At 67.6% G+C, this 23,120-nt stretch carries 22 protein-coding genes; 7 read left to right on the top strand and 15 right to left on the bottom strand.

The genetic code is table 11. The annotated features are described in order from the left end of the window. Positions 1–26: 26 nt before the first annotated feature. Entirely contained in the window at positions 27–986 is a 960-nt protein-coding gene (locus J2X92_RS10390; RefSeq protein ID WP_307575472.1) for an MBL fold metallo-hydrolase, read from the bottom strand. 147 nt (positions 987–1,133) lie between these two features. Between J2X92_RS10390 and J2X92_RS10395 the strand changes: the two genes are divergently transcribed. Continuing rightward, entirely contained in the window at positions 1,134–1,997 is an 864-nt protein-coding gene (locus J2X92_RS10395) for an IclR family transcriptional regulator (protein ID WP_307575474.1), read from the top strand. 36 nt (positions 1,998–2,033) lie between these two features. On the opposite strand, the gene J2X92_RS10400 is transcribed toward J2X92_RS10395, so the two are convergent. The 6 genes from J2X92_RS10400 to J2X92_RS10425 form a co-directional block, all read right to left on the bottom strand. Beyond that, entirely contained in the window at positions 2,034–2,255 is a 222-nt protein-coding gene (locus J2X92_RS10400; RefSeq protein WP_021005054.1) for a hypothetical protein, read from the bottom strand. A gap of 48 nt (positions 2,256–2,303) precedes the next feature. Next, positions 2,304–2,966, bottom strand: coding sequence for an ABC-type transport auxiliary lipoprotein family protein (locus tag J2X92_RS10405; RefSeq protein ID WP_307575477.1), 663 nt, complete (start codon positions 2,964–2,966; stop codon positions 2,304–2,306). A gap of 8 nt (positions 2,967–2,974) precedes the next feature. Then, positions 2,975–3,943, bottom strand: a complete 969-nt coding sequence (locus tag J2X92_RS10410) for an MlaD family protein (protein ID WP_307575479.1) — start codon at positions 3,941–3,943, stop codon at positions 2,975–2,977. 14 nt (positions 3,944–3,957) lie between these two features. Then, positions 3,958–4,779: an ABC transporter ATP-binding protein gene (locus J2X92_RS10415; RefSeq protein ID WP_307575481.1), complete on the bottom strand. Its 822-nt coding sequence runs from the start codon at positions 4,777–4,779 to the stop codon at positions 3,958–3,960. 61 nt (positions 4,780–4,840) lie between these two features. Continuing rightward, positions 4,841–6,007 carry an MlaE family ABC transporter permease gene (locus tag J2X92_RS10420; RefSeq protein WP_307575482.1) on the bottom strand — a complete coding sequence of 389 codons (1,167 nt, stop codon included), beginning with the start codon at positions 6,005–6,007 and terminating at the stop codon, positions 4,841–4,843. Between the two features lie 148 nt (positions 6,008–6,155). Next, positions 6,156–7,070 (bottom strand): LysR family transcriptional regulator, encoded by a 915-nt coding sequence (locus J2X92_RS10425; RefSeq protein WP_307575483.1) that lies wholly within the window; start codon positions 7,068–7,070, stop codon positions 6,156–6,158. 134 nt (positions 7,071–7,204) lie between these two features. Between J2X92_RS10425 and J2X92_RS10430 the strand changes: the two genes are divergently transcribed. Next, positions 7,205–8,836 (top strand): GMC family oxidoreductase, encoded by a 1,632-nt coding sequence (locus J2X92_RS10430; protein WP_307575484.1) that lies wholly within the window; start codon positions 7,205–7,207, stop codon positions 8,834–8,836. 306 nt (positions 8,837–9,142) lie between these two features. Here J2X92_RS10430 and J2X92_RS10435 read toward each other — a convergent pair whose 3' ends face one another. Genes J2X92_RS10435 through J2X92_RS10465 form a run of 7 tightly spaced genes read right to left on the bottom strand, consistent with a single transcriptional unit; the run spans position 9,143 to position 15,821 of the window. Next, positions 9,143–10,216 carry an ABC transporter substrate-binding protein gene (locus J2X92_RS10435; RefSeq protein ID WP_307575486.1) on the bottom strand — a complete coding sequence of 358 codons (1,074 nt, stop codon included), beginning with the start codon at positions 10,214–10,216 and terminating at the stop codon, positions 9,143–9,145. Positions 10,217–10,228: 12 nt separating this feature from the next. Then, positions 10,229–11,377, bottom strand: a complete 1,149-nt coding sequence (locus J2X92_RS10440; protein ID WP_307575488.1) for an NAD(P)/FAD-dependent oxidoreductase — start codon at positions 11,375–11,377, stop codon at positions 10,229–10,231. Then, positions 11,374–12,789: an FAD-dependent oxidoreductase gene (locus J2X92_RS10445; RefSeq protein WP_307575489.1), complete on the bottom strand. Its 1,416-nt coding sequence runs from the start codon at positions 12,787–12,789 to the stop codon at positions 11,374–11,376. The genes J2X92_RS10440 and J2X92_RS10445 overlap by 4 nt, the downstream gene beginning before the upstream one ends. Beyond that, complete coding sequence (locus tag J2X92_RS10450; protein WP_307575490.1) at positions 12,786–13,094, bottom strand: (2Fe-2S)-binding protein; 309 nt, start codon at positions 13,092–13,094, stop codon at positions 12,786–12,788. Before J2X92_RS10450 ends, J2X92_RS10445 begins: the two co-directional genes overlap by 4 nt. After that, positions 13,095–13,889 carry an ABC transporter permease gene (locus J2X92_RS10455; RefSeq protein ID WP_307575491.1) on the bottom strand — a complete coding sequence of 265 codons (795 nt, stop codon included), beginning with the start codon at positions 13,887–13,889 and terminating at the stop codon, positions 13,095–13,097. It lies immediately after the preceding gene. Positions 13,890–13,893: 4 nt separating this feature from the next. Next, positions 13,894–14,754, bottom strand: a complete 861-nt coding sequence (locus J2X92_RS10460; protein ID WP_093021337.1) for an ABC transporter permease — start codon at positions 14,752–14,754, stop codon at positions 13,894–13,896. After that, a complete protein-coding gene (locus tag J2X92_RS10465; protein ID WP_307575493.1) occupies positions 14,751–15,821 on the bottom strand; it encodes an ABC transporter ATP-binding protein in 1,071 nt (356 codons plus the stop codon). The genes J2X92_RS10460 and J2X92_RS10465 overlap by 4 nt, the downstream gene beginning before the upstream one ends. 204 nt (positions 15,822–16,025) lie before the next feature. Here J2X92_RS10465 and J2X92_RS10470 point away from each other — a divergent pair, with 204 nt between their 5' ends. The 5 genes from J2X92_RS10470 to J2X92_RS10490 all read left to right on the top strand — a co-directional run bounded on the left by J2X92_RS10470 (position 16,026) and on the right by J2X92_RS10490 (position 22,659). Continuing rightward, the gene (locus J2X92_RS10470) at positions 16,026–16,886 is read left to right on the top strand and encodes an IclR family transcriptional regulator (protein WP_093021342.1); all 861 of its coding nucleotides are present in this window, start codon (positions 16,026–16,028) and stop codon (positions 16,884–16,886) included. Between the two features lie 169 nt (positions 16,887–17,055). Continuing rightward, on the top strand, positions 17,056–18,594 hold the full coding sequence (amaB, locus tag J2X92_RS10475) for an L-piperidine-6-carboxylate dehydrogenase (RefSeq protein WP_307575495.1): 1,539 nt from the start codon (positions 17,056–17,058) through the stop codon (positions 18,592–18,594). A 96-nt stretch (positions 18,595–18,690) separates the two neighbouring features. Next, the gene (locus tag J2X92_RS10480) at positions 18,691–19,593 is read left to right on the top strand and encodes an amino acid ABC transporter substrate-binding protein (protein ID WP_307575497.1); all 903 of its coding nucleotides are present in this window, start codon (positions 18,691–18,693) and stop codon (positions 19,591–19,593) included. Further along, a complete protein-coding gene (locus J2X92_RS10485; RefSeq protein ID WP_307575498.1) occupies positions 19,590–20,834 on the top strand; it encodes a pyridoxal phosphate-dependent aminotransferase in 1,245 nt (414 codons plus the stop codon). The genes J2X92_RS10480 and J2X92_RS10485 overlap by 4 nt, the downstream gene beginning before the upstream one ends. Before the next feature lie 151 nt (positions 20,835–20,985). Continuing rightward, complete coding sequence (locus J2X92_RS10490) at positions 20,986–22,659, top strand: thiamine pyrophosphate-binding protein (RefSeq protein ID WP_307575500.1); 1,674 nt, start codon at positions 20,986–20,988, stop codon at positions 22,657–22,659. Positions 22,660–22,672: 13 nt separating this feature from the next. On the opposite strand, the gene J2X92_RS10495 is transcribed toward J2X92_RS10490, so the two are convergent. After that, positions 22,673–22,972, bottom strand: coding sequence for a hypothetical protein (locus J2X92_RS10495; RefSeq protein ID WP_307575502.1), 300 nt, complete (start codon positions 22,970–22,972; stop codon positions 22,673–22,675). Positions 22,973–23,120: the final 148 nt, after the last annotated feature.

Genomic DNA, 23,120 nt, shown 5'->3' on the forward strand with positions numbered 1-23,120 from the left:
CCCCCAGAGGGGGAGGGAGCAATACCTCAGCCTTCCAATGCCTTCCACATCTCGATGTCCCGCTCCGCCGTCCACACGCGCGGGTCGGCGTGACCCGACGCTTCGTCATATGCGCGGCTCACGTCGAACGGCATGCAGTGGTCGAAGATCACCCACTGGCTGTACTTGGGCTTGAGCTTCGCGTAGGTGTCCTTGTAGACCGTGTTCAGGTCGCGGCCGGCCTTCACGCCCTCTTGCACGCTGGCATACACGTCGGAGATGAAGTTGCGCGTGCCCGTCAGACCCTCGGCTACTTCGGCGGGCGTGGTGAGCGCAGCGCCGCGGCCGGGCACCAGCGCGGCGGGCTTGAGCGCGGCGATGTTGTCCAGCGTCTGCGGCCAGTCCTGGAAGTAGGCATCGCCCGCGTACGGCGTGGCGCCAAACTCGACCAGGTCGCCCGAGAGCAGCGTGCGCTCCTCTGGCAGCCACACGACGGTGTCGCCCTTGGTGTGGCCGCGGCCCAGCTGAATCAACTGCACCTCGAGCTTGCCCAGCCACAGCGTCATCTTGCCGGTGAAAGTCATGGTGGGCCAGGTCAGGCCCGGCGGCACGGTCTCCACGTTCTGGAACAGGCGTGGGAAGCGGCCGATCTCGCTGGCCTTGTCCTGCTCGCCGCGCTCCACGATCAGGTCGCGCGTGTCCTGGCTGGCCAGGATGTGCTCGGCCCCGTAGCCGGCCGCGCCCAGCACGCGCACCGCGTGATAGTGCGTGAGCACCACGTACTTGATGGGCTTGTCGGTCACCTCGCGGATGCGGCGCACCACGTCGGCCGCCATGGCCGGCGTGGCCTGGGTGTCGGCCACCAGCACGCAATCGTCACCGATCACGATGCCGGTGTTGGGGTCACCCTCGGCGGTATAGGCCCAGGCGTGCTCCGAGATCTGGCTGAAGGTGATCTTCTTTTCTTCCATGTCGGCCTGGCTGGCGAACTTCTTGGCTTGGCTCATTGGTCTGTCTCCGTCGAATGGTGAGTGAATTTTAATTCGTCTAAAGCGAATGAATTCACGGTTAACGAATTTTCGAAGTGTAAGCCCCAGATCGGTTAATGTCTAATCCCTTCTTCATGAACGAACAATCAGACGCCAAGGCGGGCCATGACAGCCAGTGAAACCGACCGCGCCGCCCAGCGCGGCATCCAGAGCATCGAGGTGGGTGGCCAGCTGCTGCGCGCGCTGGTGCACCACGGCCGGCCGATGGCGCTGAAAGACCTGGCGCGGGAAGCCGACATGACGGCCGCCAAGGCCCACCCCTACATGGTGAGCTTCGGGCGGCTCGGCCTGATCGAGCAGGACCGCGCCAGCGGCCACTATCTGCTCGGCCCGCTGGCCTTGCAACTGGGGCTCATCAGCCTGCAGCAGGCCGACCCGGTGCACATTGCGACGCCGCTCATCGCCGAGGTGGCCCAGCGCCTCGGCCACACGGTGGCGCTCGCGGTCTGGGGCGCGCGCGGCGCCACTATCGTGCGAACAGCCGAATCTCCTTCGCCCGTGCACGTGAACATGCGGCACGGCACGGTGTTTTCGCTCACCAACACGGCCTCGGGCCGAATTTTTGCCGCCTACCTCGGCGCCGACACGGTCAGGCAGTTGCTAGACGCCGAGCGCCAGCGCGAGAAGCAGCGCAATTCCGGCGAGCAGCCGATGGAGGCCGGCATGCCGCCCCAGCCGCCACTGCCATCGTGGAGCGACTTCGAGCGCCAGCTGCAGGAAGTGCGGCTGCACGGCATCAGCCGTTCCGAAGGGGAGGTGATCGAAGGCGTGAGCGCCATGGCTGCGCCGGTGTTCGACCACACCGGTGCGATCGTGCTGTCGGTCACGGCCATCGGCCCGGCCGCGATTTTCGACACCGCCTGGGACGGCGAAATTGCACGCGCGCTCAAGGCCTGCGCGGTCGCAGTCTCGGGGCGGCTGGGTGCAACGTCGGCGGGAAAAAACGCTTCCGCAAGATCGGATTCGTGACGCTGGGCGCCGGCTTCCCTGACGGATAGAGCGCGCTCAGCCTTTCTTGCCGCCCAGCAGCACCAGCGCGCCGCCCACCACGATGGCGGCCACGCTCGCCCAGGCCGGGAAGTTGACCTGCTGCTTTTCCTTCACCGAGAACTCCAGCGGACCCAGCTTGGCCTGGTGCGTTTCCTTCGTGAAGCTGAAGCCGCCGAGCCCGAGCCCCGCGATGCCTGCGACGACGAGCAGGATGCCGATGATGCGAGTTGCGTTCATGGTGGGTCTCCTCCGGTGATGAAAATTCGCCTTGCCTGTGAACCGAGCCTACGGCCGCGGCTGCTGGTCCACCCATTGCACGACCTCGGCCACCACCGCGTCGGTGGCCGCGGCCAGGGCCTTGACGCCGCCAGGCGCGTTGGCGCTCGGCGCGGGACGCCGCACGGTGAAGGTCCGCTGGCCCACCACGCGGTCGCCGCCGCTGCCGCCGCGGATCAGCGTCGCGCGCAGGCGGACCAGGCCGACGCTGCTGCCGGCCGATTCGAAGTAGTGGCTGAACTCGTCGAGCGAGATCCGCAGCGTGTCGGGCACCTTGCCCTGGGCGCGCGCGAGGGTCGCGCTTTCGTCCGGGCCGAGCACGGTGCGACGCTCGGCGAGCGCATCGCGCAGCCGCTGGCGCAGAAGCTGCGCCGGCGGCAGGCTCCAGCGCGACTGGCCGTAGGGACGCAGCTCGTTGGCATCGGCATAGCCAAGGCGGTAAAGGATCTGCGTGCCGTCGAGCCGGGTGTTGCTCTCGATCTCGGCGAGTGCAAGCGTGGGCAATGCGGCCGCGGGTGGCTGGGCGGCACTGGCCTCTGTGGCAGCGCCGGGCCCGAAGTCGTACAGCGTGGCGCGCACCGGCTTGTCCGGCAGCGCGCCGCAGCCGGCAATAATCAGCAGCGCCAGGCCGGCGGCGGCCAGCGCCGGGGTGCGAGTGGCATTGTTCTTCATGGTCGTCATCACCTTGCCAGGGAATTGGTTGCCGGCGGCGCCGAGAAGCCGGGCTCGCCGGGGCCCGCGGCGGTGCCGCCGGAGCCGAACAGCAGCGATTGCGGGTTGTCGTTGATGCCGTCGGCCGCGCGGCCGAGCCGGCGCACTGCGCGGGAGGTGTCGTCGGCCACGCGGTTCACGCGCGGCAACGTGGCGGCATTGAAGGAATCGACCGCCTGCGCCAGCGCCTTGGTGCCGTCGCTCAGCCGCTCGACCGGGCCGTCCGGCGCGTTCAGCCGGCCCACCGTGGTGTTGAAGTTGTTGGCCACGCGCGAGACGTCGCCCGCTGCCTTCTTCACCGTGGTCATCGTGTCGGGCAGTGCGGCCAGCGCGGGGTTCAAGCCGGTCTTCACCGTGTTGTCGAGCTGCTTGATGAGCGTGTTGGCGCTGGCCGAGGCCGCCGCGATGTTTTCGAGCGCATCGGCCGCCCGCTTCTGGTTGTCGTCGCCCAGCAGCGTGTTGGCGCGCTTGGTCACTTCCTCGACCTGATTGATGATGGACTCGCCGCGGTCCTGCAGCTGCGCCAGCATCGAGGGCTTGAGCGGAATGCGTGGTGGATCGTCGTTGTTGGGCTTGAGCACGACGTTCGATTCGCCCTTGTCGTCCAGCGCGATGAAGGCGAGGCCGGTCACGCCCTGGTAACTCAGCGTGGCAAAGCTCGAGGTGGTGAGCGGCACGCGCTCGTCGACGGTGATGCGCACGCGCACGTTGCCCTTCACCTTGGGGTCGAAGTCGATCGACGTCACCTTGCCCACCGCGATGCCGCGGTAGCGCACCATGGCCTGCGGCTGCAGGCCGCTGACGGCGTCGCGGGTGGAGAGTTCGTAGATGTTGCGCACGGTGTTGTCGCGCGTGAACCAGACCACCAGCCCCACGAGCACGGCGATGAGGCCGAGCACGAAGGCACCGGCTGCGATGGCATGGGCTTTGTTTTCCATGGTGTGGCTACCTTTCAGTGGCCCGCGCCGACAGGTGGCGGCGGGGCTTTGGCGGGTTTGTCATGCAGGGCCTCCAGGGCACGCTGGCCGCGCCCTCCCAGAAAATATTCGTGGATGAATGGATGCGGATACGTGATGACCTCGCGCGCAGAGCCGCTGGTGATCACCTTGTGGTCGGCCAGCACTGCGATGCGGGTGCTCAGGTCGAACAGCGTGTCCAGGTCGTGCGTGACCATGACCACCGTCAACCCCAGTTCGCGGTGCAGGCCGCGCAGCAGGTCGCAGAAACTGTCGGAAGCCTCGGGGTCGAGCCCGGCCGTGGGCTCGTCCAGCAGCAGCAGCGGCGGGTCCATGATGAGCGCACGCGCAAGCGCCACGCGCTTGATCATGCCGCCCGACAAATCTGCTGGGCTCATGTTGGCATGCCGGGGCTCCAGGCCGACCATCTGCAGCTTGACCAGTGCCGCGTTGCGGATCAGCTCGTCGGGCAAGAGCTTGAGCTCTCGCAGCGGAAACGCAATGTTCTCGAGCACGCTGAAGGCGGAGAACAGCGCGCCGTGCTGGAACAGCATGCCCACGTTGGCCGCACCCTTGGCGCTGAGCTCGCCGGGCGCACGGCCCAGCACCTCGACGACGCCTTTGGAGGGCTTTTCGAGCCCGAGGATCTGGCGCAGCAGCACCGTCTTGCCGGTGCCCGATCCGCCGACCAGCGAGAGCACTTCTCCGCGCTCGATGTGCAGGTCGAGGTCGCGGTGAACGATGTTCTCGCCGTCGGCGTTCTTGAACACCGTCCAGAGCTTGCGGATGTCGACGACAGTGGTTGAGGATTCGGTCATTCGAATACCTCCGCGCTTCGCACTGCGGTGCGAGCCTCCTTCGGAGCGGCCGGGCGGCGGCTCATGCCCGGAACCCCACGCCCTTGAACAGCACCGCGAACAGCGCGTCGACCAGGATCACCGCGGTGATCGAGGTCACCACCGACGAGGTGGTGCCGCGCCCCAGGCTTTCGGTGTTGGGCTTCACCTTCATGCCGAAATAGCAGCCGATCAGCGCAATCAAAATGCCAAACACTGCCGACTTCGCGAGCGCGAGCCAGAGGTTGGCAATCGGCACCGCGCGCGGCAGCGCCGACAGGAAGTACGAAGGCGAAATGTCGAGCGCTGCGTCGGCGGCGAACATGCCGCCCACGAGCGCCGCCATCGATGTCCAGAGGCTGATCAGCGGCATTGCGATGGCCAGCGCCATCACACGCGGCATCACCAGCCTGTAGCCGTGCGGAATGCCCATCACTCGCATGGCGTCGAGCTCTTCGGTCACGCGCATCACGCCGATCTGCGCCGTGATGGCCGAGCCCGAGCGCCCCGCGATCAGCACCGCGGCAAGCACCGGCCCGAGTTCGCGGATCAGCGACAGCCCGAGGATGTTGACCACGAAGGCCTCGGCGCCGTACTGGCGCAGCTGTTGCGAAATGAGGTAGGCCAGTACCACGCCGATCAACAGGCCGACCAGTGCCGTGATGTGCAGCGCCGTCGCGCCGAACTGATAGAGATGCCCCGAAAAATCCCGCCATGGCGCGCGGTGCGGCGCGCGCACGAGCGTGAAGGCATCGAGCGCGAGTTGGCCGATCAGCCCGACGAAATCGCGCATCATTTCCAGCGCGCGCGGACCGGTGTGCGAGAAATGCTTCAGGCGGTCGGCGAGCGTGGGCGGCGGCTCCTCGGGCGTTCCGACGGTGTACAGGGCCACCTGGTCGAGCACCGCCTTGTGCTGCGGCGACATCTCGAGCGTGGCCGGCCAGGCGTGGCGCCAGTGCTCCCACAGCAGCTGCGCGCCGACGTGGTCGAGCTGCTCGATGGGGCGCAGATCCCAGGCGCGATCGTCGGACGGCGGAGCGCCGGCCAGGTCCTTGGAAACCGCCTGCCACGAAGGGCGCGACGACATGGCCAGCGTGGTCCAGCGGCCGCTGGCCACGGTCCAGCGGCGGCCGTCCTGCTCGCGTTCTTCGACACGCGGCAACGCGCTGCCGGCGGCGGGTGCGTCGGCAGTCGAAGTTGCTGGGGACATGATGCGGCGGTGCAGGGCGAAGTAAGAAAAAAGAGGCGGTCTCGATGGCCGCATCGTAACCGGATGAGTCGGCGTCCTTCTTACGTTGCGGCTTCGGTTTGCGTAGGGCGGAACGCCGTTCGGCGGCACATTTGCGGCCGTTCGAAGGTCAGTGCCAGGCGCGCGCCAGCGCGTTCCATGCGCTGGCGATCACAGGCTCGTTGCGCCGCGCCGCCAGCGAGACGAAACGCAGCGCGCAGTCGAGCTGCACGCGGTCGGCCATCACGAGGCCGTGCGACTGGCTTTCTCGGATGGCGATCGAGTCGCGCAGGAGGCTCAGGCCCACGCCCGACTTCAGCAGGTCGAGCATGGAGGCTTCCTGGTCGACCAGCGCTGCCCGGCGCGGCGAGAGCCCGAGCGGGCCGAATACCCTGTTCAGCAGCCGGTGATGCGCGGACTCCGGCGGTGTGGCGAGCCAGGGCAGCGCGGCCAGCGCTTTCCAGTCGCGTCCCAGCACCTGCGGGCCCCAGCCCGCGGGCGCGACCACGCGGTAGGTGAAGCGCGTGAGCGTGCGCGCCGCGAAAGGAGCCGACGCGGCGGCGTCCCCGTCATTCGTGTTGTCCGTGTCGAGGTGAAAGCCCACGTCGAGCTCGCCGCGCAGCACCTGCGCCAGCACCGTGCCGCTCATGCCGTGGCGCAGCTCGGTTTCGATCTGCGGGGCCGACTCCACGAGCTCGCGCAGGAACACGCCGAGCCGGGTGAACTCCGGGTCGAGGATGGTGCCGATGCGCAGCGCCCCGCGCACCGTGCCCTGCAGGTTGCGCGCGGCCTGCTGCAGGTCGCCCACGGCCGCGAGCACGCGCTCGGCCTGTGGCAGCAACGCCGCGCCGTCGGCGGTGAGCGCAAGGCCGTGCGGCGTGCGCGTGAAGAGCTGGAGCCCGGTTTCTTCTGCCAGCCGCTTGAGCTGCAGGCTCACCGCCGGCTGCGTGAGGTGCAGCCGCTCGGCCGCGCGCGACACGCTGCCCTCGCGCGCCGCGTGCACGAAGGCGCGCAAGATCTGGAGGTCCAAGGCGGCGGCAGTCATATAAGACCAATTTATAAGCCAGTTGCGCCGAAATCATTGGCTTTTTAGCAGTGGCTTGGGTGAAACTTCGGCCAGGGGCGCCTCATAACGCCATGAGCATCAAAAATATCGGTCCTCGGAGACAAGCAGCCGCCATGAGCGACGACAACACATTCGACTACATCGTCATTGGCGGCGGCACGGCCGGCGCGCTGATGTGCAACCGGCTGACCCGCAAATCGCAACAGCGCACGCTGCTGATCGAGGCCGGCCGCAAGGACGACTACCACTGGATCCACATTCCGGTGGGCTACCTCTACTGCATCGGCAACCCGCGCACCGACTGGCTCTACAGCACCGAGCCCGATGCGGGGCTCAACGGCCGCACCCTGCGCTATCCGCGCGGCAAGACCCTCGGCGGCTGCTCCAGCATCAACGGCATGATCTACATGCGCGGCCAGTCGCGCGACTACGACCAGTGGGCGAAGCTCACGGGCGACGACGCTTGGCGCTGGGAAAACGTGCTGCCCGATTTCAAGAAGCACGAGGACTACTACCTCGGCGCTGACGAGATGCACGGTGCCGGCGGCGAATGGCGGGTCGAGAAGCAGCGGCTGCGCTGGGACATCCTCGACGCCTTTGCTGAAGCAGCCGTGGAGGCCGGCGTGCCGCACAGCACCGACTTCAACCGCGGCAGCAACGAAGGCGTCGGCTACTTCCAGGTCAACCAGAAGAACGGCTGGCGCTGGAACACGGCCAAGGCCTTCTTGCGGCCAGTCTGCTACGGCCGGCCCAACTTCGAGATGTGGGTCAATGCGCAAGTCACCAAGCTGATCATCGAGACCCAGCCCGACGGCAGCCAGCGTTGCACCGGCGTGCAGGTGTGGGACGGCCACGAGATGGTGACCGCGCATGCCACGCGCGAGGTGGTGCTTTGCGCCGGCAGCATCGGCTCGCCGCAGATCCTTCAGCTCTCAGGCATCGGCCCGGCCGAGCTGCTGCGCCAGCACGGCATCGAGGTGGTGCTCGACGCGCCCGGCGTCGGCGCCAACCTGCAGGACCACCTGCAGATTCGCGCGGTCTACAAGATCAACGGCGCGCCCACGCTCAACGTGCTGGCTTCGTCGATGTACGGCAAGGCGAAGATCGGGCTCGAATACCTGATGAAGCGCAGCGGGCCGATGAGCATGGCACCCTCGCAGCTCGGCGCCTTCACGCGCAGCTCACCCGATCACGAGTGGCCCAACCTCGAATACCACGTGCAGCCGCTGTCGCTCGACGCATTCGGCGAGCCGCTGCACAGCTTTCCGGCCTTTACCGCGAGCGTGTGCAACCTCAACCCCACGAGCCGCGGCACCGTGCGCATCAAGAGCCCCCGCTTCCAGGATGCGCCCGCCATTGCGCCCAACTACCTGAGCACCGACGAAGACCGCAAGGTCGCGGCCGATTCGCTGCGCGTGACGCGCCGCATCGCCTCTCAGCCCGCGCTTGCGAAATACAAGCCGGAAGAATGGAAGCCCGGCGTGCAGTACCAGAGCGACGAAGACCTGGCGCGCCTGGCCGGCGACATCGCGACCACCATCTTCCATCCAGTCGGCACCACCCGGATGGGGGCCGACGGCGACCCGATGGCGGTGCTCGATTCGAAGCTGCGTGTGCGCGGGGTGCAGGGCCTGCGTGTGGTCGACGCGGGTGCGATGCCTACGATCACGAGCGGCAACACGAACAGCCCGACGTTGATGATGGCCGAGAAGGCTGCGGGGTGGATTTTGGAAGAGAACCGCTGAGGCGCTTGTTTGTAGGAGCTGTGTGTTCGAGGCGCTGTTGTTCAGGGCGCGTGCACAGGCCACCGGGTACTCCCCTCCGCGAATGTCCCCCGCCTTCGGCTCCTCCTTTATTTCGCTGCGGGGAGCACCCGGCGCCCTGCGCCCACTGGGCGCTGCGGTTTTTTCGCTCGATCAACCACCGCTCTGAACAACGATCCCGCCGGCGGGGTGCCTTGCGCAGCGAAATAAAGGAGGAGGCCGCAGGCCGGGGGACATTCGCGGAGAAAGGTGCCCCGTCGGCGGGATCGCGCCCCGAACGTCGGCGTATCACTTCTCGATCGTCTTGTTCCACCGCGCATTCCACGCAGGACGGTTCGCATTGATGCTGTCCCAGTCGATGGTGACCGCGGTCTTCATCCACTTGTTGATGTCGGCCACCTGCTGCACCCCGTCACCCACAGCCGGGGCCTTGGGGTTGGTGGGGATCTGCGCGCCGTACTGCAGCACGTTGGCCTGAGCCAGCGGGCTCAGCAGGAACTCGGCGAGTTTTTGCGACAGCTCGGGCTCGCTGTTGTTTGCAATCACGCACTGGCCCACCATCAGAACCACCGCGCCTTCCTTGGGCGGCGCGTATTCCACCGGGATGCCCTTGGTCTTCAGCGCGGCCACGGCGGTGGGCGTGAGCGGGAAGATCGCGGCCTCGCCGGTCTGCACCATTTCCGACAGCTTGGCCGAGCTCGGGATGTACTCGAGCACGTTCGGGCCGACGGTGGTGGGCCAGGCCTTGAAGCCCGGCTCCACGTTCTTGTCGTTGCCGCCCTGGATGCGGTTGAACATCAGGAAGCCGTGCAGCCCGAAGGACGATGACGACATCGACTGGAACACCACCTTGCCCTTGTACTTGGGATCGGCCAGGTCCATCCACGAGGTAGGCGGCGCCCAGCCCTTTTCCTTGAACATCTTGGCGTTGTAGGCCAGGCCCGTCATACCCAGGCTCACGCCACTGGCCATGTCGTCCTTGAAGCGCGCGGCCGGGTAGATTTCTGCGAGCGACGGATTGGGCCGCTGCTTCTGGCACAGGCCCATGCCGATAGCGCGCACCATGATGCCGTCATCCAGGAACATCACGTGCATCTGCGGCCGGTCCTTGTTGGCCTGGGCCTTGGCGAGGATGTCGGACGAGGTGCCCGGCACCACCACCACCTTGGCGCCGTACAGCTTCTCGAAGGCTGGGAACACGTACTGCGTGTACGCCTTCTCCATGGTGCCGCCGTTCATGCCGATGTAGAGCGTCTTGGTTTGAGCGCTGGCGGCGCCGCCGGCCGCGAGCGCGGCCACCGCCGCCGCACCGAGCACGGTCCGGCGAAGAGAGAAGAAAGAAGTCTTCTGGAAACGGGACATGGTGTTTTCCTTTCAGGGTGGGGTGGGGGTGGTTGGTTCTTCTGCGAAGAAGCGTTCGATCGAGAAGGCCTCGATTGGCGTGCTGCTGCGGCCGTCGCGCACGAGTTCGGCCAGTACTTCGCCGGCCGCGGGGCCGATCTGGAAGCCGGCGCCCGAGAAGCCGAATCCGTGGAACAGCCCGGGCGTGGTGCGGCTGGGCCCAAGCACCGGCTGGCGGTCGGGCAGGTAGCCCTCGGTGCCGCTCCACGTGCGGATGAAGTGCGCATGGCGCAGCGCGGGCAGCAGTTCGATGGCCTGTGCGGAGAGCGAGGCGATCGCATCGCGGTCGGAGCGTGCGCGGTCGGCGTCGAGCGCCACGCCCGCGCCGCCGCCGCCCAGCACGAGGTTGCCGCGCTCCACCTGGCGGCAGTAGATGCCGCCGCCTTCCACGCCCAGGCTCCAGTTCATGAAGAAGGGCAGTGGCTCCGTCACGGCCATCGCGGGATGGCCCGATTGCAGCGGCACCGCCTCGCCGAACTGCGCGGCGATCGGCCCGGACCATGCGCCCGCGCAGTTGAGCAGCGCCGTCGCATGCACTTCGAGTGCGTTGCCCGAGCGCAGCATGAATCTATTGCCGTCGTGCGCCAGTTCGTCGACCGGGTGACGCTCGAAGATCTGCGCGCCCGCGCGCTCTGCCGCGAGCGCGAAGGCCGGCGACACCAGCCGCGGATTGGCCTGGCCGTCTTCCGCGCACAGCGAGCCGCCGACGGCGCGCGCACCGAGCCAGGGGCAGCGCTCACGCAGGCGTGCATCCGAGATCAGTTCGAGCCCGAGATCGAAGTCGCGGCTTTGTGCGCGGTAGCGTTCCAGCGAGGCCATATCGGCTTCGCTGCGCGCGATCTTGAAATGGCCTGAGCGCAGGTACTCGCCGTCGGTGCCGATCGTTTCGCGCAGGCGGCCCCAGATGCCATGCGCGCGCTGCGCCAGCGGCAGCTGGCTGACCGGCCGGCCCTGGCGCCGCACGCCGCCGTAGTTCACGCCGCTCGAACGCGAGCCGCACAGGTCGCGCTCCAGCAGCACGACGCCGATGCCCATCTGCCGCAAGGCCAGCGCGGCCGATGCGCCGACGATGCCGCCGCCGATGATGGCGACATCGGTGTGCAATGTCTTGATCGAACTCATGCGCCGACGCCTTCAGCGGGCTCGCGCACGGCAAGCTGGATCGGAATTGGCTTGATCGGCGCCTGCCCGCGCAGCCGGCCCACCTGCTGCAGCGGCAGCCCGGTGGCGTGCGCCAGGATCTCGGCCGCGGCCACACCGCACATGCGACCCTGGCAGCGGCCCATGCCCACGCGCGACAGCGCTTTCAGGCGGTTCATTTCGTCGGCGCCGTTCTCGCCAACGCTCTGTCGCAGCGTGCCTGCGGTGATGTTCTCGCAGCGGCAGACCACGAGTTCGTCGGGCGCATGCGCGGCCCAGTCGTTCGGCACCGGGAAGGCGCGTTCCAGGCCGTGGCGAAAAGCTGAAAGCTTGTGGAGCTTGCGTTCGAGCGCTGCGGCGCGCGATGCGTCGACGGCCACGCCACGGTCGGCCAGCAGCGCAAGCGCGGCGCGTTCGCCGGCCCATTCGGCCGCATCGGCGCCCATGATGCCGGCGCCATCGCCCGCGAGGTACACGCCCTGTACGCTGGAGCGGCCGGCCGCATCGCGCACCGGCAGGTGGGCGCGGTGCAGCGGCGCGAAGTCGAAGCGGCAGCCGAGCAGATCGGCTAGCTGGGTTTCGGAGCGCAGCGCATAGCCGAAACCGACGGCATCGCAGGCCAGCGTGCGCTCTTCGCGGCCGTCGTGCCACGCCACACCGGTCACGCGGCTCTCTTGGTCGTCGCCGAGCACGCGCAGCGGCCGCACGCCGCTGTGCAGCGCCACGCCGTGTGCACGCAGCCAGCCGACGTAATAAACGCCTTTCGCGAACACCGCGGGTTGCCGCAGCATCGCGGGTGTGGCGGCCAGCTGGTCCGCGAGCCGCGCCGTGTCGAGCACCGCGGCCACCTTCGCACCGGCCTTTGCGTACTGATAGGCCACCAGGTAGAGCAGGGGGCCGGTGCCCATGAGCACCACACGCTCGCCGATGGCGCAGCCCTGGAACTTGAGTGCCACTTGCGCGCCGCCCAGCGTGTAGACGCCGGGCAATGTCCAGCCGGGCACCGGCAGCACGCGGTCGGTGGCGCCGGTGGCGACGACCAGCTGGCTGTAGGGCACGCTGGCCGTGCTGCGCGTCGGACCGTGCAGCACGTCGAGCCGGCCGCCTTGCGCGTTCCACACCAGGCTGTTTGGGCGGTAGTCGATGCGGCCCTGCATTGAGTCGAAGGCGGCATGCACCGCATTGGCACGGCGGGCTTCGAAGCCGTAGAGCGCCTGCGCGCTGCGCTCGGCCATGCTCGCGGGCGGCCGCCTGTAGATCTGGCCGCCGGCGCGCGACGCTTCGTCGATCACCACTGGCCGGAGGCCGTGCGCCACCAGCGCCTCGGCGGCTCGCACGCCAGCCGGGCCGGCGCCGACGATCACCGGCTGCAATGCGGGAGAGGAGGTCGTCATGCGCCGCTCCTTCCCGTGACCAGCGCCATGCCCGGCGCGATGAAAGTGGAGCAGGCGCGCAGGCGTTCGCCTTGCTCGGTGGCGATCCAGCAATCCTGGCAGGCACCCATCATGCAGAAGCCCGCGCGCGGCGCGCCGCTGAATTCATTGCGGCGCAACTGGGCGGCTTGCGTGAGCACGGCGGTGAGCACCGTGTCGCCCGCGAGCGCGGAGGCGGGTTCACCGTCGAGCGTGAAGGGCACCGCGGCGCGGCCGGTCTCGGCCACGCGGTGCAGCAGCGGTTGATGAAGGGGTGGCAGGCTCATCTATCGGCGCCCCACCAGCACGCGGTCCAGCCCGTAGACGCGGTCGAGCACCACCATGGCGATGGCGGTCACCGCCACCATCAGCGCCGACACCGCCGCCATCAGCGGATCGATCGACTCGGTGGCATACATGTACATACGCACCGGCAGCGTCACCGTGCTGGGCGAGGTGACGAAGATCGACATCGTCACTTCGTCGAAGCTGTTGATGAAAGCCAGCAGCCAGCCGCCCGTGACGCCCGGCAGGATCATCGGCAGCGTGATGCGCCGGAACATCGTGGCCTGGCTCGCGCCCAGCGAGAGCGCGGCCTGCTCGGCGCTGCGGTCGAAGCCCACGAGCGCGGCAACCACCAGGCGCAGCGTGTAGGGCGTGACGATCAGTGCGTGCGCCATCACCAGCCAGCCGAAGCTGCCCGTGCCGCCCACCAGCGCGAACAGGCGCAGCAAGGCCACGCCCAGCACCAGGTGCGGAATGATCAGCGGCGAGAGAAACAGGCCGTTGAGAAAATCGCGCCCCGGAAACGCATAGCGCGTGATCGCCATGCCGGCCGGCACCGCGATCAGCGTGGCGATGGTGGCCGAGGCCAGCGCAAGCCACAGGCTGTTCCAGAACGACTGCATGAAGTCCGGATGCGCGAACGCCGCTTCGAACCAGCGCAGCGAGAAGTGCGTGGTCGGAATGGTCAATGTGTTCTCGGGCGTGAACGCGACGATGCACACCACCACGAGCGGCGCCAGCATGAAGGTGATGACGAGCGCGTTGAACGCGAGGGCGAGGGGGCCGTTCTTGGTCATCGGATCACCCCAATGCCTTTTTGTAGCGGCCTTCGACGAGGCGGTTGTAGCTCAGCATCACGACGAGGTTGGCTGCCAGCAGAACCAGCGCAACGGCTGCGCCGAGGGGCCAGTTGAGTTCGTGCAGGTATTCGTCGTAGACGACGGTGGCAACCATCTTCAACCGGCGCCCACCGAGCAACCCCGGGATCGCGAAAGAACTCGCAGCCAGTCCGAACACGATCAGGCTGCCCGACAGAATGCCCGGCATCACCTGCGGCAGCACGATGCGCCTGAGCGTGGTGAAGGGCGAGGCCCTGAGCGACAGCGCCGCGTTCTCCACGCCCGCATCGAGCTTCTGCAGCGAGGTCCAGACCGGGATCACCATGAAGGGCAGCATCACGTGCACCAGCGCCACGATCACGGCAATCTCGGTGTAGAGCATCTTCACCGGCCCGATGCCCACCAGCCGCAGCAGGCCGTTCACCGCGCCTTCGGGCCCGAGCAGCATGCTCCAGCCGAAGGCGCGCACCACCACCGAAACGAGCAGCGGCGCCAGCACCACCAAGAGCAGCACCGAGCGCCACGGGTTGCGCATGCGGCTCAGCACATAGGCCTCCGGCGCGCCGATCAGCACGCAGATCAGGGTGACGAGGCCCGAGATCCAGAAGGTGCGCCAGAAGATGCCGTGGTAGTACGAGTCGGTGAACACGTGCGCGTAGTGCTCGAGCGTGAACTCGCCGGCCTTGGGTCCGGTGGCCGGGTCGTAGACGTTGAACGACAGCACCGCGGTGAGCGCGAGCGGCACGAGCAGCAGGGCCGCGAACAGCAGCAGCGCGGGGCCCGACAACCACCACGGCGTGGCCGCCTTGGTCGAACCACTCATGCCGCCACCGCCTTGTCGGCCGGCAGCAGGCGCGTGCAGTGCGCGGGCCAGTCGATGCCAGCGTCGCAGCCTTCGTCGAGCGCGTCGCGGCCGTCGTTGGGGCTCAGCACGGTCAGGTCGCCGGCGTGCGTGCTCAGCCGGTAGAGCCACTGGCTGCCGAGGAAGAAGCGTTCCTGCACCGTGCCGTCGAGGCGGCCGCGACCGGCCTCCACCAGCTGCAGCTTTTCGGGCCGCACGCTCATCAGCACCGCAGCGCCCGAGGCATAGCCGGTGTCGTCGACCTCCACCGTCAGCGAACCGATCTCGACATGGCAGCTGCGCGCACCGCAAGCCGAGACGCGCGCGTCGAGCAAATTGGCCTTGCCCACGAAGGTGGAGATGAAGCGCGTGCTCGGATGCTCGTAAACGCGATGCGGATGGTCGATCTGCGTGGCGCAGCCGCCTTCCATTACCACCACGCGGTCGCTGATGGACATGGCCTCGCTCTGGTCGTGCGTGACCATCACGGTGGTGGTGCCGACCTTGCGCTGAATCTGGCGCAACTCGAACTGCATCTCTTCGCGCAGCTTGGCGTCGAGGTTGGACAGCGGCTCGTCCAGCAGCAGCACCGGCGGCTCGATCACCAGCGCGCGGGCCAGCGCCACGCGCTGGCGCTGCCCGCCCGAGAGTTCGCGCGGGTAGCGCGTGGCGTGCGCTTCGAGGTGAACCAGCGCCAGCGCCTGCTTCACGCGCTCGGTGCGTTCGGACTTCGGCATCTTGCGCATCTCCAGGCCGAAGCTCACGTTGTCGGCCACCGTCATGTGCGGAAAGAGGGCGTAGGTCTGGAACACGATGCCCAGGCCGCGCGTGTTGGCCTTGGCATGCGTGATGTCCTTGCCCGCCAGCTCGATGCGCCCGCTGGAGACCGCCTCGAAGCCCGCAATCATCTGCAGCGTCGTGGTCTTGCCGCAGCCCGAAGGGCCGAGCAGCGAGACGAACTCGCCCTTCTCCACCGTGAGGTTCATGGCCGACACGGCGCGCGTGGCGCCGTAGAACTTGGTCACGTCGGTGAGCCGTAGGAATGACATGGAAGGGCCTTTCTGCGCGGTCGTGAATGGCGTGCAGCACCTTGGTGCACGCCATGGACAAGAGAGAACTTTCAATTCACTCTATTGCAACGATCACGCCAGTTCGCCTCGGGTATTCCATTAATCAGAATCTTTTTCATATTTATTCCGTTCAATGGAATATGATGAAAGGAATAGATCTCAAGAATTCCACAGGAGCAAGGTATGGAAACCCCCTCGGCGGCCAGCGGCGGCGTGCCGCGTGTCTTTTCGGTGATCCGCGCGCTCGGTGCGGTGCAGGCCGAGGGCGGCCGCGTGACCCAGATCGCACGGTCCGTGGGCCTCACGCAGGCCACCACGCACCGCTTGCTGCAGTCGCTCATGGCCGAGGGCATGGTCGAACAGGACGAGCGCAGCAAGCTCTATCGGCTGAGCATCGATTTCTTCGCACTCGCGGCCAGCGCCGGCAACCCAGGCGATCTGCGCTCCATCTGCCGCCCTGTGCTGCTGCGCCTGTGCGCGAGCCTGGGCGACAGCATCTTTCTCTTGGCGCGCAGCGGCTTCGACGCGATCTGCCTCGACCGAAGCGAAGGGCCGTTTCCGATCCGCTCGTTCACGGGCGACATCGGCGGGCGCATTGCGCTGGGAGTGGGGCAGGGCGCGCTCGCGATCCTGGCCTTTCTGCCCGAGGCCGAGCGCGAGGAAGTGATCCGCTTCAACCTCTCGCGTGTGCGGGAGTACGGCGTGTACGACGAGGTCTATCTGCGCACCGAGATCGAGCGCGTGCGCCAGGCCGGCTATGCGGGACGCAACACGGGCCTGCTCGAAGGCATGGCCGGCGTGGCGGTGCCGATTCTCGACCGCGAGGGGCGCGCCGTGGCCGCTCTCAGCGTGGGCACCATCGCTGACCGGCTCAATGCCGACCGCATGCCCACGGTGGTGGAGCTGCTCAAGCGCGAGGCGGCGGCCATCGGGCCGAAGATCAATCCCTTCGACGCGACCTTGCGGCGGCCGGCGCAAAGCCTCGCGGGTTCGCCGGCGGGGCAGCGCATCAGCCTGCCCGAAGCGCCAGGGCCGTCGACCTGAATCTGTATTTGTGCGGCCTGAGCATGAAAGGTGGCTAGGTTCCTTCCTGAAACGCACCAAGTCCTTCCGTTTTTTCGCTATGCAAGCGCGCGGGATTCGCAGATATTGACCGTTGCCGCGTCCCGTTTCCCTTCGTTCTGTTCTCTCTTTTCTCCACGCCGGAGCGTCCATGCCAGAAGCCAAATCCTCCCTTTCCGTTGCCGCCGAAATCGAGCAGTTGCTGCAGCGCCTCGGCGTTCCGAAGTCCGCCTACACAGGCGGCGAACTGACGGTGCGGTCGCCGGTCACCGGCGAGGTGGTTGCACAGGTGCGGCAAACCACTGCCGCCCAAGCAACCGAAGCCATCGGCCATGCGAACGAGGCCTTCAAGGCGTGGCGCAATGTGCCCGCCCCGCGCCGCGGCGAGCTGGTACGCCTGCTCGGCGAAGAACTGCGCGCCGCCAAGGGCGACCTCGGCCGCCTCGTCACGCTCGAGGCCGGCAAGATCCCGTCCGAGGGCGCGGGCGAGGTGCAGGAAATGATCGACATCTGCGACTTCGCGGTCGGCCTCTCGCGCCAGCTCTACGGCCTGACGCTGGCGACCGAGCGCGCCGAGCACCGCATGATGGAAACCTGGCATCCGCTGGGCGTGTGCGGCGTGATCTCGGCCTTCAACTTTCCGGTGGCCGTGTGGTCGTGGAACGCGGCACTGGCACTGGTGTGCGGCGATTCGGTCGTGTGGAAGCCGTCTGAAAAAACCCCGCTCACCGCGCTGGCCACGCACGCCATTGCGCAGCGCGCCCTCGCTCGTTTCGGCGATGCGCCCGAAGGCCTGCTCGGGCTCTTGCTGGGCCTGCGCGACATCGGCGAAGTGTTGGTCGACGACCACCGCGTGCCGATTCTCTCGGCCACCGGCTCCACCGCGATGGGCCGGCAGGTGGGACCGAAGCTGGCGGCGCGCTTTGCCCGTGCGATTCTCGAGCTCGGCGGCAACAACGCGGCCATCGTCACGCCGTCGGCCGACCTCGACCTCACGCTGCGCGCCATCGCGTTCTCGGCCATGGGCACGGCCGGCCAGCGCTGCACCACATTGCGCCGGCTTTTCGTGCACGACAGCGTGTACGACGCGCTCGTGCCCAAGCTTGCGAAGGTCTACGGCAACGTGCAGGTGGGCGACCCGCGCGAGGCCGGCACGCTGGTCGGTCCGCTGATCGACCGCGCCGCGTTCGACGGCATGCAGAAGGCCCTGGGCGAATGCCGCGAGATCGGTGCCACGGTGCATGGCGGCCAGCGCGTCGACGGCATCGGCACGAAAGACGCCTTCTACGTGCGTCCGGCGCTGGTCGAGCTGAAGTCGCACGAAGGCCCGGTGCTGCGCGAGACCTTCGCGCCCATCCTCTACGTGGTGCGCTACAACACGCTCGACGACGCCATCGAATGGCACAACGCGGTGGGTGCGGGCCTGTCTTCGTCGATCTTCACGCTCAACGTGCGCGAGGCCGAGCGCTTCCTGTCGAGCGCCGGTTCGGACTGCGGCATTGCCAACGTCAACATCGGCCCGAGCGGCGCCGAGATCGGCGGTGCCTTCGGCGGCGAGAAGGAAACAGGCGGCGGCCGCGAAGCGGGCTCCGACAGCTGGAAGGCGTACATGCGCCGCGCCACCAACACCATCAACTACTCGACCGCGTTGCCGCTCGCGCAAGGCGTGACCTTCGAGATCAACGACTGATCGACTCCGGCCTTCTGTCTTGCCGCGCGGCGTTTCTCCGCAGCGGCAGGTCGGCGGCCGTGCGTACCCCAGAAAAACAACCAGGAGACAGAGAACATGAAGATGCAATTGAAGACCCTCGCCGCCGCGGCGCTGATCGCGCTCGCATTCGGCGCCGCCGCGCAGCAGGCCCCGGCCGGCGGCACGCTCGACAAGATCAAGAGCAGCGGCAAGGCCGTGCTCGGCGTGCGCGAGGCTTCGCCGCCCATGGCCTACATGCTGGGTGCGAACGACAAATACGTGGGCTACCACGTCGAGCTGTGCGAGCGCGTGCTGAAGGACATCGCACCCTCTGCCCGGCTCGAATACATGGCCGTGACCGCGCAGAACACCATCCCACTGGTGCAGAACGGCACGCTCGACATCGGCTGCGGCCCCACCACCAACAACACCGCGCGCCAGCAGCAGGTTGCGTTTGCGCTCACCACGTACGTGAGCGAGGTGCGCATGGCCACCCGCGTCGATTCGGGCATCAGCTCGCTCGACCAGCTGGCGGGCCGCACCGTGTCGGCCTCCACCGGCACCACGGCCGTGCAGCTGCTGCGCAAGCGCGAGCGCGCGCAGAACACCACCATCACCACGATGCTCGGCAAGGACCACCTCGAGAGCTTCCTGCTGATGGAGTCGGGCCGCGCCGATGCCTTCGTGCTCGACGACAACCTGCTCGCCGGCATCATCGCCAACGCGAAGAACCCGGCGGCCTACCGCATCGTCGGCGATGCGCTGGGCTCCGAGCCGATCGCGCTGCTGTTCCGCAAGGACGACCCGGCCTTCAAGACCGCGGTGGACGACGCGCTGCGCCGCCTCATGAAGAGCGGCGAGCTCGAGAAGATCTACACCAAGTGGTTCGTCGCGCCCATTCCGCCGAAGAACACCAGCCTCAACCTGCCGATGAGCGCGGCCTTGAAGCAGCTCATTGCCGAACCCAACGACAAGCCGCTGGAGGCCTACGCGAAGTGACATCCGCCGTTCTCGATTCCGCGCTTTCTTCGTCCTCCGCGTTCGAGCCCGCAGAGCGCGTGCGCGCCATCGGCGTGTCGGAAATCCTGCGCATCACCGACCATGCCAACGCACTCAAGCGCGCCGGCCGGTCGGTGATCGTGCTGGGCGCGGGCGAGCCGGACTTCGACACGCCCGAGCACATTCGCGCCGCCGCGGCCCGCGCGATGGAGCGCGGCGACACGCGCTACACGGTGCTCGACGGCAGCCCGGCCATGAAGGCCGCGGTGCAGCTCAAGTTCAAGCGCGACAACGCGCTGGACTTTGCGTTGAATGAAATCAGCGTGGGTGCGGGCGCCAAGCAGGTGATCTTCAACGCGCTGATGGCCAGCCTGAATCCGGGCGACGAGGTGATCCTGCCCGCGCCGTACTGGACCTCTTACGCCGACATCGTGCAGATCTGCGGGGGCGTGCCGGTGAGCGTGCCTTGCAGCGAGGCCAATGGCTTTCGGTTGGAGGCCGCGCAACTCGAGGCGGCCATCACGCCGCGCACCCGCTGGCTCTTTCTGAATTCGCCGTCGAACCCGAGCGGCGCAGCCTACAGCGCGGCGCAGCTCGCGCCGCTGTGCGAGGTGCTGCTGCGGCATCCTAAGCTGTGGGTGCTGGCCGACGACATCTACGAACACATCCTCTACGACGGCCTGGCCTTCGCCACGCCGGTGGCCGTGGAGCCGCGGCTGCAGGGCCGCACGCTCACCGTCAACGGTGTGTCGAAAGCCTATGCGATGACCGGCTGGCGCGTGGGCTACGGAGCGGGGCCGCGCGCGCTGATCGCGGCCATGGCGGTGGTGCAAAGCCAGTCGACCTCGTGCCCGTCGTCGGTGAGCCAGGCTGCAGCCATCGAGGCATTGACCGGGCCGCAAGACATCGTGGCCGAGCGGTGCGCTGATTTCCAGGCGCGGCGCGATTTCGTGGTGGCCGCATTGAACCGCGCGCCGGGGCTGCATTGCCGCGTGCCCGAAGGCGCGTTCTATACCTTTGCGAGCTGCGGCGGCGTTCTCGGCCGGCGCACCCAGGCCGGCGTGCTGCTGCGGACGGACAGCGATTTCTGCAACTACCTACTGCAGGATTTCGAAGTGGCGGTGGTGCCGGGCAGCGTGTTCGGGCTGGCACCGTATTTCCGCATTTCGTACGCCACGTCGATGGCGCAGCTCGAAGAGGCGTGTGCACGCATTGCCGCGGCATGCGAAGCTCTCATATGAATTTCTCCCTCCCCTTCCGGGGGAGGGCAGGGGTGGGGGCAAGCGGCGTGTCTGTCACCGTCGGCGTGGGTGATGCCGTCTGCCCCCATCCCAGCCTTCCCCCAGAGGGGGAAGGAGCGAATACAAAGACCTTCATTGCATTGGACACAGCATGACTTCTTCCCGCACCGGCGGCCAGATCCTGGTCGACCAGCTCATCACCCACGGCGTCGAGCAGCTCTTCTGCGTGCCCGGTGAAAGCTTCCTGGCCGTGCTCGACGCGCTGCACGACGCGTCCATCGAAGTGACGGTGTGCCGCCAAGAAGGCGGCGCCACGATGATGGCCGAGGCGCAGGGCAAGCTCACCGGCAAGCCGGGCGTGTGCTTCGTCACGCGCGGGCCGGGCGCCACCAACGCGGCGGCCGGCGTGCACATCGCGCACCAGGATTCGACGCCGCTGCTGCTCTTCGTGGGGCAGGTGGCGCGCGAGGCACTGGGCCGCGAAGCCTTCCAGGAGCTGGACTATGGCGCGGTCTTCGGCACCATGGCCAAGTGGGTGGTGCAGATCGACGATTCCGCTCGGGTGCCTGAGCTGGTCTCGCGCGCCTTCCATGTCGCCACCTCGGGCCGGCCCGGCCCGGTGGTGATCGCGCTGCCGGAAGACATGCTGACCGAAGCCGCCACGGTGGTCGATGCGCAGCCTTACGCGGTGGTCGAAACCCATCCTGGCGCGGCGCAGATCGCCGAGCTGCAGCAGCGCCTGTCGCGGGCGCAGCGGCCCGTCGTCATCCTGGGCGGCAGCCGCTGGTCCGAGGCCTCGGCCCGGCAGTTCGCGGGGTTCGCCGAGGCTTTCTCGCTGCCGGTGTACTGCTCGTTCCGCCGCCAGATGCTGTTGTCGGCCGAGCATCCTTGCTATGCGGGCGACCTGGGCCTGGGCGCGAATCCGCGCATGCTCGAGCGCATTCGCAATGCCGATCTGGTGCTGCTGGTGGGCGGGCGACTGTCCGAGGTGCCGTCGCAGGGCTATGAGCTGCTCGCAATTCCGCAGCCTAGGCAGGCGCTGGTGCATGTGCATGCCGATGCCGACGAGCTCGGCAAGCTCTACCGCCCGGCGCTGGGCATCCATGCCACGCCGCAGGCGTTTGCCGAAGCCGTGGCCGCGCTGCGACCGGCTTCAGCGCCCTTGTGGCAGGCCGAGACCCAGGCCGCACGCGAAGACTTCCTGCGCTGGAGCGATCCGGCACCGATCCGCATTCCGGGCCCCTTGCAGATGGGCGAAGTGATGCAGCACCTGCGCGAGGTGCTGCCGGCCGACACCATCTTTTGCAACGGCGCGGGCAACTTCGCGACCTGGGTGCACCGCTTCTGGCCGTTCCGCGCGTTTGCGAGCCAGCTGGCGCCCACCAGCGGATCGATGGGCTATGGCCTGCCGGCGGGCGTGGGCGCCAAGCGGCTGTGGCCGCAGCGCGAGGTGGTGGTGTTCGCAGGCGACGGCGACTTCATGATGCATGGCCAGGAGTTCGCCACTGCGGTGCAGTACGGGCTTCCGATCATCGTGGTGCTGCTCGACAACGCCATGTACGGCACCATCCGCATGCACCAGGAAAAGCACTATCCCGGCCGCATCAGCGCCACGCAGCTCAAGAACCCCGATTTCCGCGGCTATGCCGAGGTATTCGGCGGACATGGCGAGCGCGTGGTCAGCACCGAGGAATTTGGCCCGGCCCTGGCGCGTGCGCGCGCAAGCGGCAAGCCCGCGATCCTGCACTGCCTGCTCGATCCTGAAGCCATCACGCCGGGAAGCACGCTGCAGTCGATCCGCAAGGCCGCGCTCGCTGGCGGCTGAAAGAAGAAGGGGATCAGCCCAGCCCGCCCGCAAAGCGCGGCAGCGGTATTGGCGGGATGCCGTCGGGCGCTCGCGCCGCGAGCCGTGCGGCGCGGGCCAGCGGCTCCATGGCTTGCTCGAGTCGGGTGGCGAGCAGGTAAAGGTCCTCGTCCTTGGTTTCCGCGGCATGTTCGCGCGTCATGCGGATGATTTCCGTGGCGTACTCGGCGTTGGTGGCCATCCATTCGGTGTCGGTCACGCGCCCATGCTTTCGCCGCAGCGCGACGTGAAGGCGCGCTGCGAGGGCAATGCGATCGCTTTCGGACATGGACATGGGGCGGTCCTCCAGGAATGGCTCATCCGTTTGCGTGCACAAGTCGTGCCACATTGTGGGACCACGTTCATTAACGAGCCGAAACACTTTTGTAGGCGAAGAGGCCTTTGGAGGGACTGCAAAGCGGGTAATTCCCAATGCACTGGGC

It is taken from the genome of Variovorax paradoxus (genome assembly GCF_030811855.1).
Taxonomy (GTDB): domain Bacteria; phylum Pseudomonadota; class Gammaproteobacteria; order Burkholderiales; family Burkholderiaceae_C; genus Variovorax; species Variovorax paradoxus_L.

Coding starts and splice junctions, on each gene's coding strand:
- J2X92_RS10390 (WP_307575472.1), bottom strand. CDS start 986: ATGAGCCAAGCCAAGAAGTTCGCCAGCCAGGCCGACATGGAAGAAAAG.
- J2X92_RS10395 (WP_307575474.1), top strand. CDS start 1,134: ATGACAGCCAGTGAAACCGACCGCGCCGCCCAGCGCGGCATCCAGAGC.
- J2X92_RS10400 (WP_021005054.1), bottom strand. CDS start 2,255: ATGAACGCAACTCGCATCATCGGCATCCTGCTCGTCGTCGCAGGCATC.
- J2X92_RS10405 (WP_307575477.1), bottom strand. CDS start 2,966: ATGAAGAACAATGCCACTCGCACCCCGGCGCTGGCCGCCGCCGGCCTG.
- J2X92_RS10410 (WP_307575479.1), bottom strand. CDS start 3,943: ATGGAAAACAAAGCCCATGCCATCGCAGCCGGTGCCTTCGTGCTCGGC.
- J2X92_RS10415 (WP_307575481.1), bottom strand. CDS start 4,779: ATGACCGAATCCTCAACCACTGTCGTCGACATCCGCAAGCTCTGGACG.
- J2X92_RS10420 (WP_307575482.1), bottom strand. CDS start 6,007: ATGTCCCCAGCAACTTCGACTGCCGACGCACCCGCCGCCGGCAGCGCG.
- J2X92_RS10425 (WP_307575483.1), bottom strand. CDS start 7,070: ATGACTGCCGCCGCCTTGGACCTCCAGATCTTGCGCGCCTTCGTGCAC.
- J2X92_RS10430 (WP_307575484.1), top strand. CDS start 7,205: ATGAGCGACGACAACACATTCGACTACATCGTCATTGGCGGCGGCACG.
- J2X92_RS10435 (WP_307575486.1), bottom strand. CDS start 10,216: ATGTCCCGTTTCCAGAAGACTTCTTTCTTCTCTCTTCGCCGGACCGTG.
- J2X92_RS10440 (WP_307575488.1), bottom strand. CDS start 11,377: ATGAGTTCGATCAAGACATTGCACACCGATGTCGCCATCATCGGCGGC.
- J2X92_RS10445 (WP_307575489.1), bottom strand. CDS start 12,789: ATGACGACCTCCTCTCCCGCATTGCAGCCGGTGATCGTCGGCGCCGGC.
- J2X92_RS10450 (WP_307575490.1), bottom strand. CDS start 13,094: ATGAGCCTGCCACCCCTTCATCAACCGCTGCTGCACCGCGTGGCCGAG.
- J2X92_RS10455 (WP_307575491.1), bottom strand. CDS start 13,889: ATGACCAAGAACGGCCCCCTCGCCCTCGCGTTCAACGCGCTCGTCATC.
- J2X92_RS10460 (WP_093021337.1), bottom strand. CDS start 14,754: ATGAGTGGTTCGACCAAGGCGGCCACGCCGTGGTGGTTGTCGGGCCCC.
- J2X92_RS10465 (WP_307575493.1), bottom strand. CDS start 15,821: ATGTCATTCCTACGGCTCACCGACGTGACCAAGTTCTACGGCGCCACG.
- J2X92_RS10470 (WP_093021342.1), top strand. CDS start 16,026: ATGGAAACCCCCTCGGCGGCCAGCGGCGGCGTGCCGCGTGTCTTTTCG.
- amaB (WP_307575495.1), top strand. CDS start 17,056: ATGCCAGAAGCCAAATCCTCCCTTTCCGTTGCCGCCGAAATCGAGCAG.
- J2X92_RS10480 (WP_307575497.1), top strand. CDS start 18,691: ATGAAGATGCAATTGAAGACCCTCGCCGCCGCGGCGCTGATCGCGCTC.
- J2X92_RS10490 (WP_307575500.1), top strand. CDS start 20,986: ATGACTTCTTCCCGCACCGGCGGCCAGATCCTGGTCGACCAGCTCATC.
- J2X92_RS10495 (WP_307575502.1), bottom strand. CDS start 22,972: ATGTCCATGTCCGAAAGCGATCGCATTGCCCTCGCAGCGCGCCTTCAC.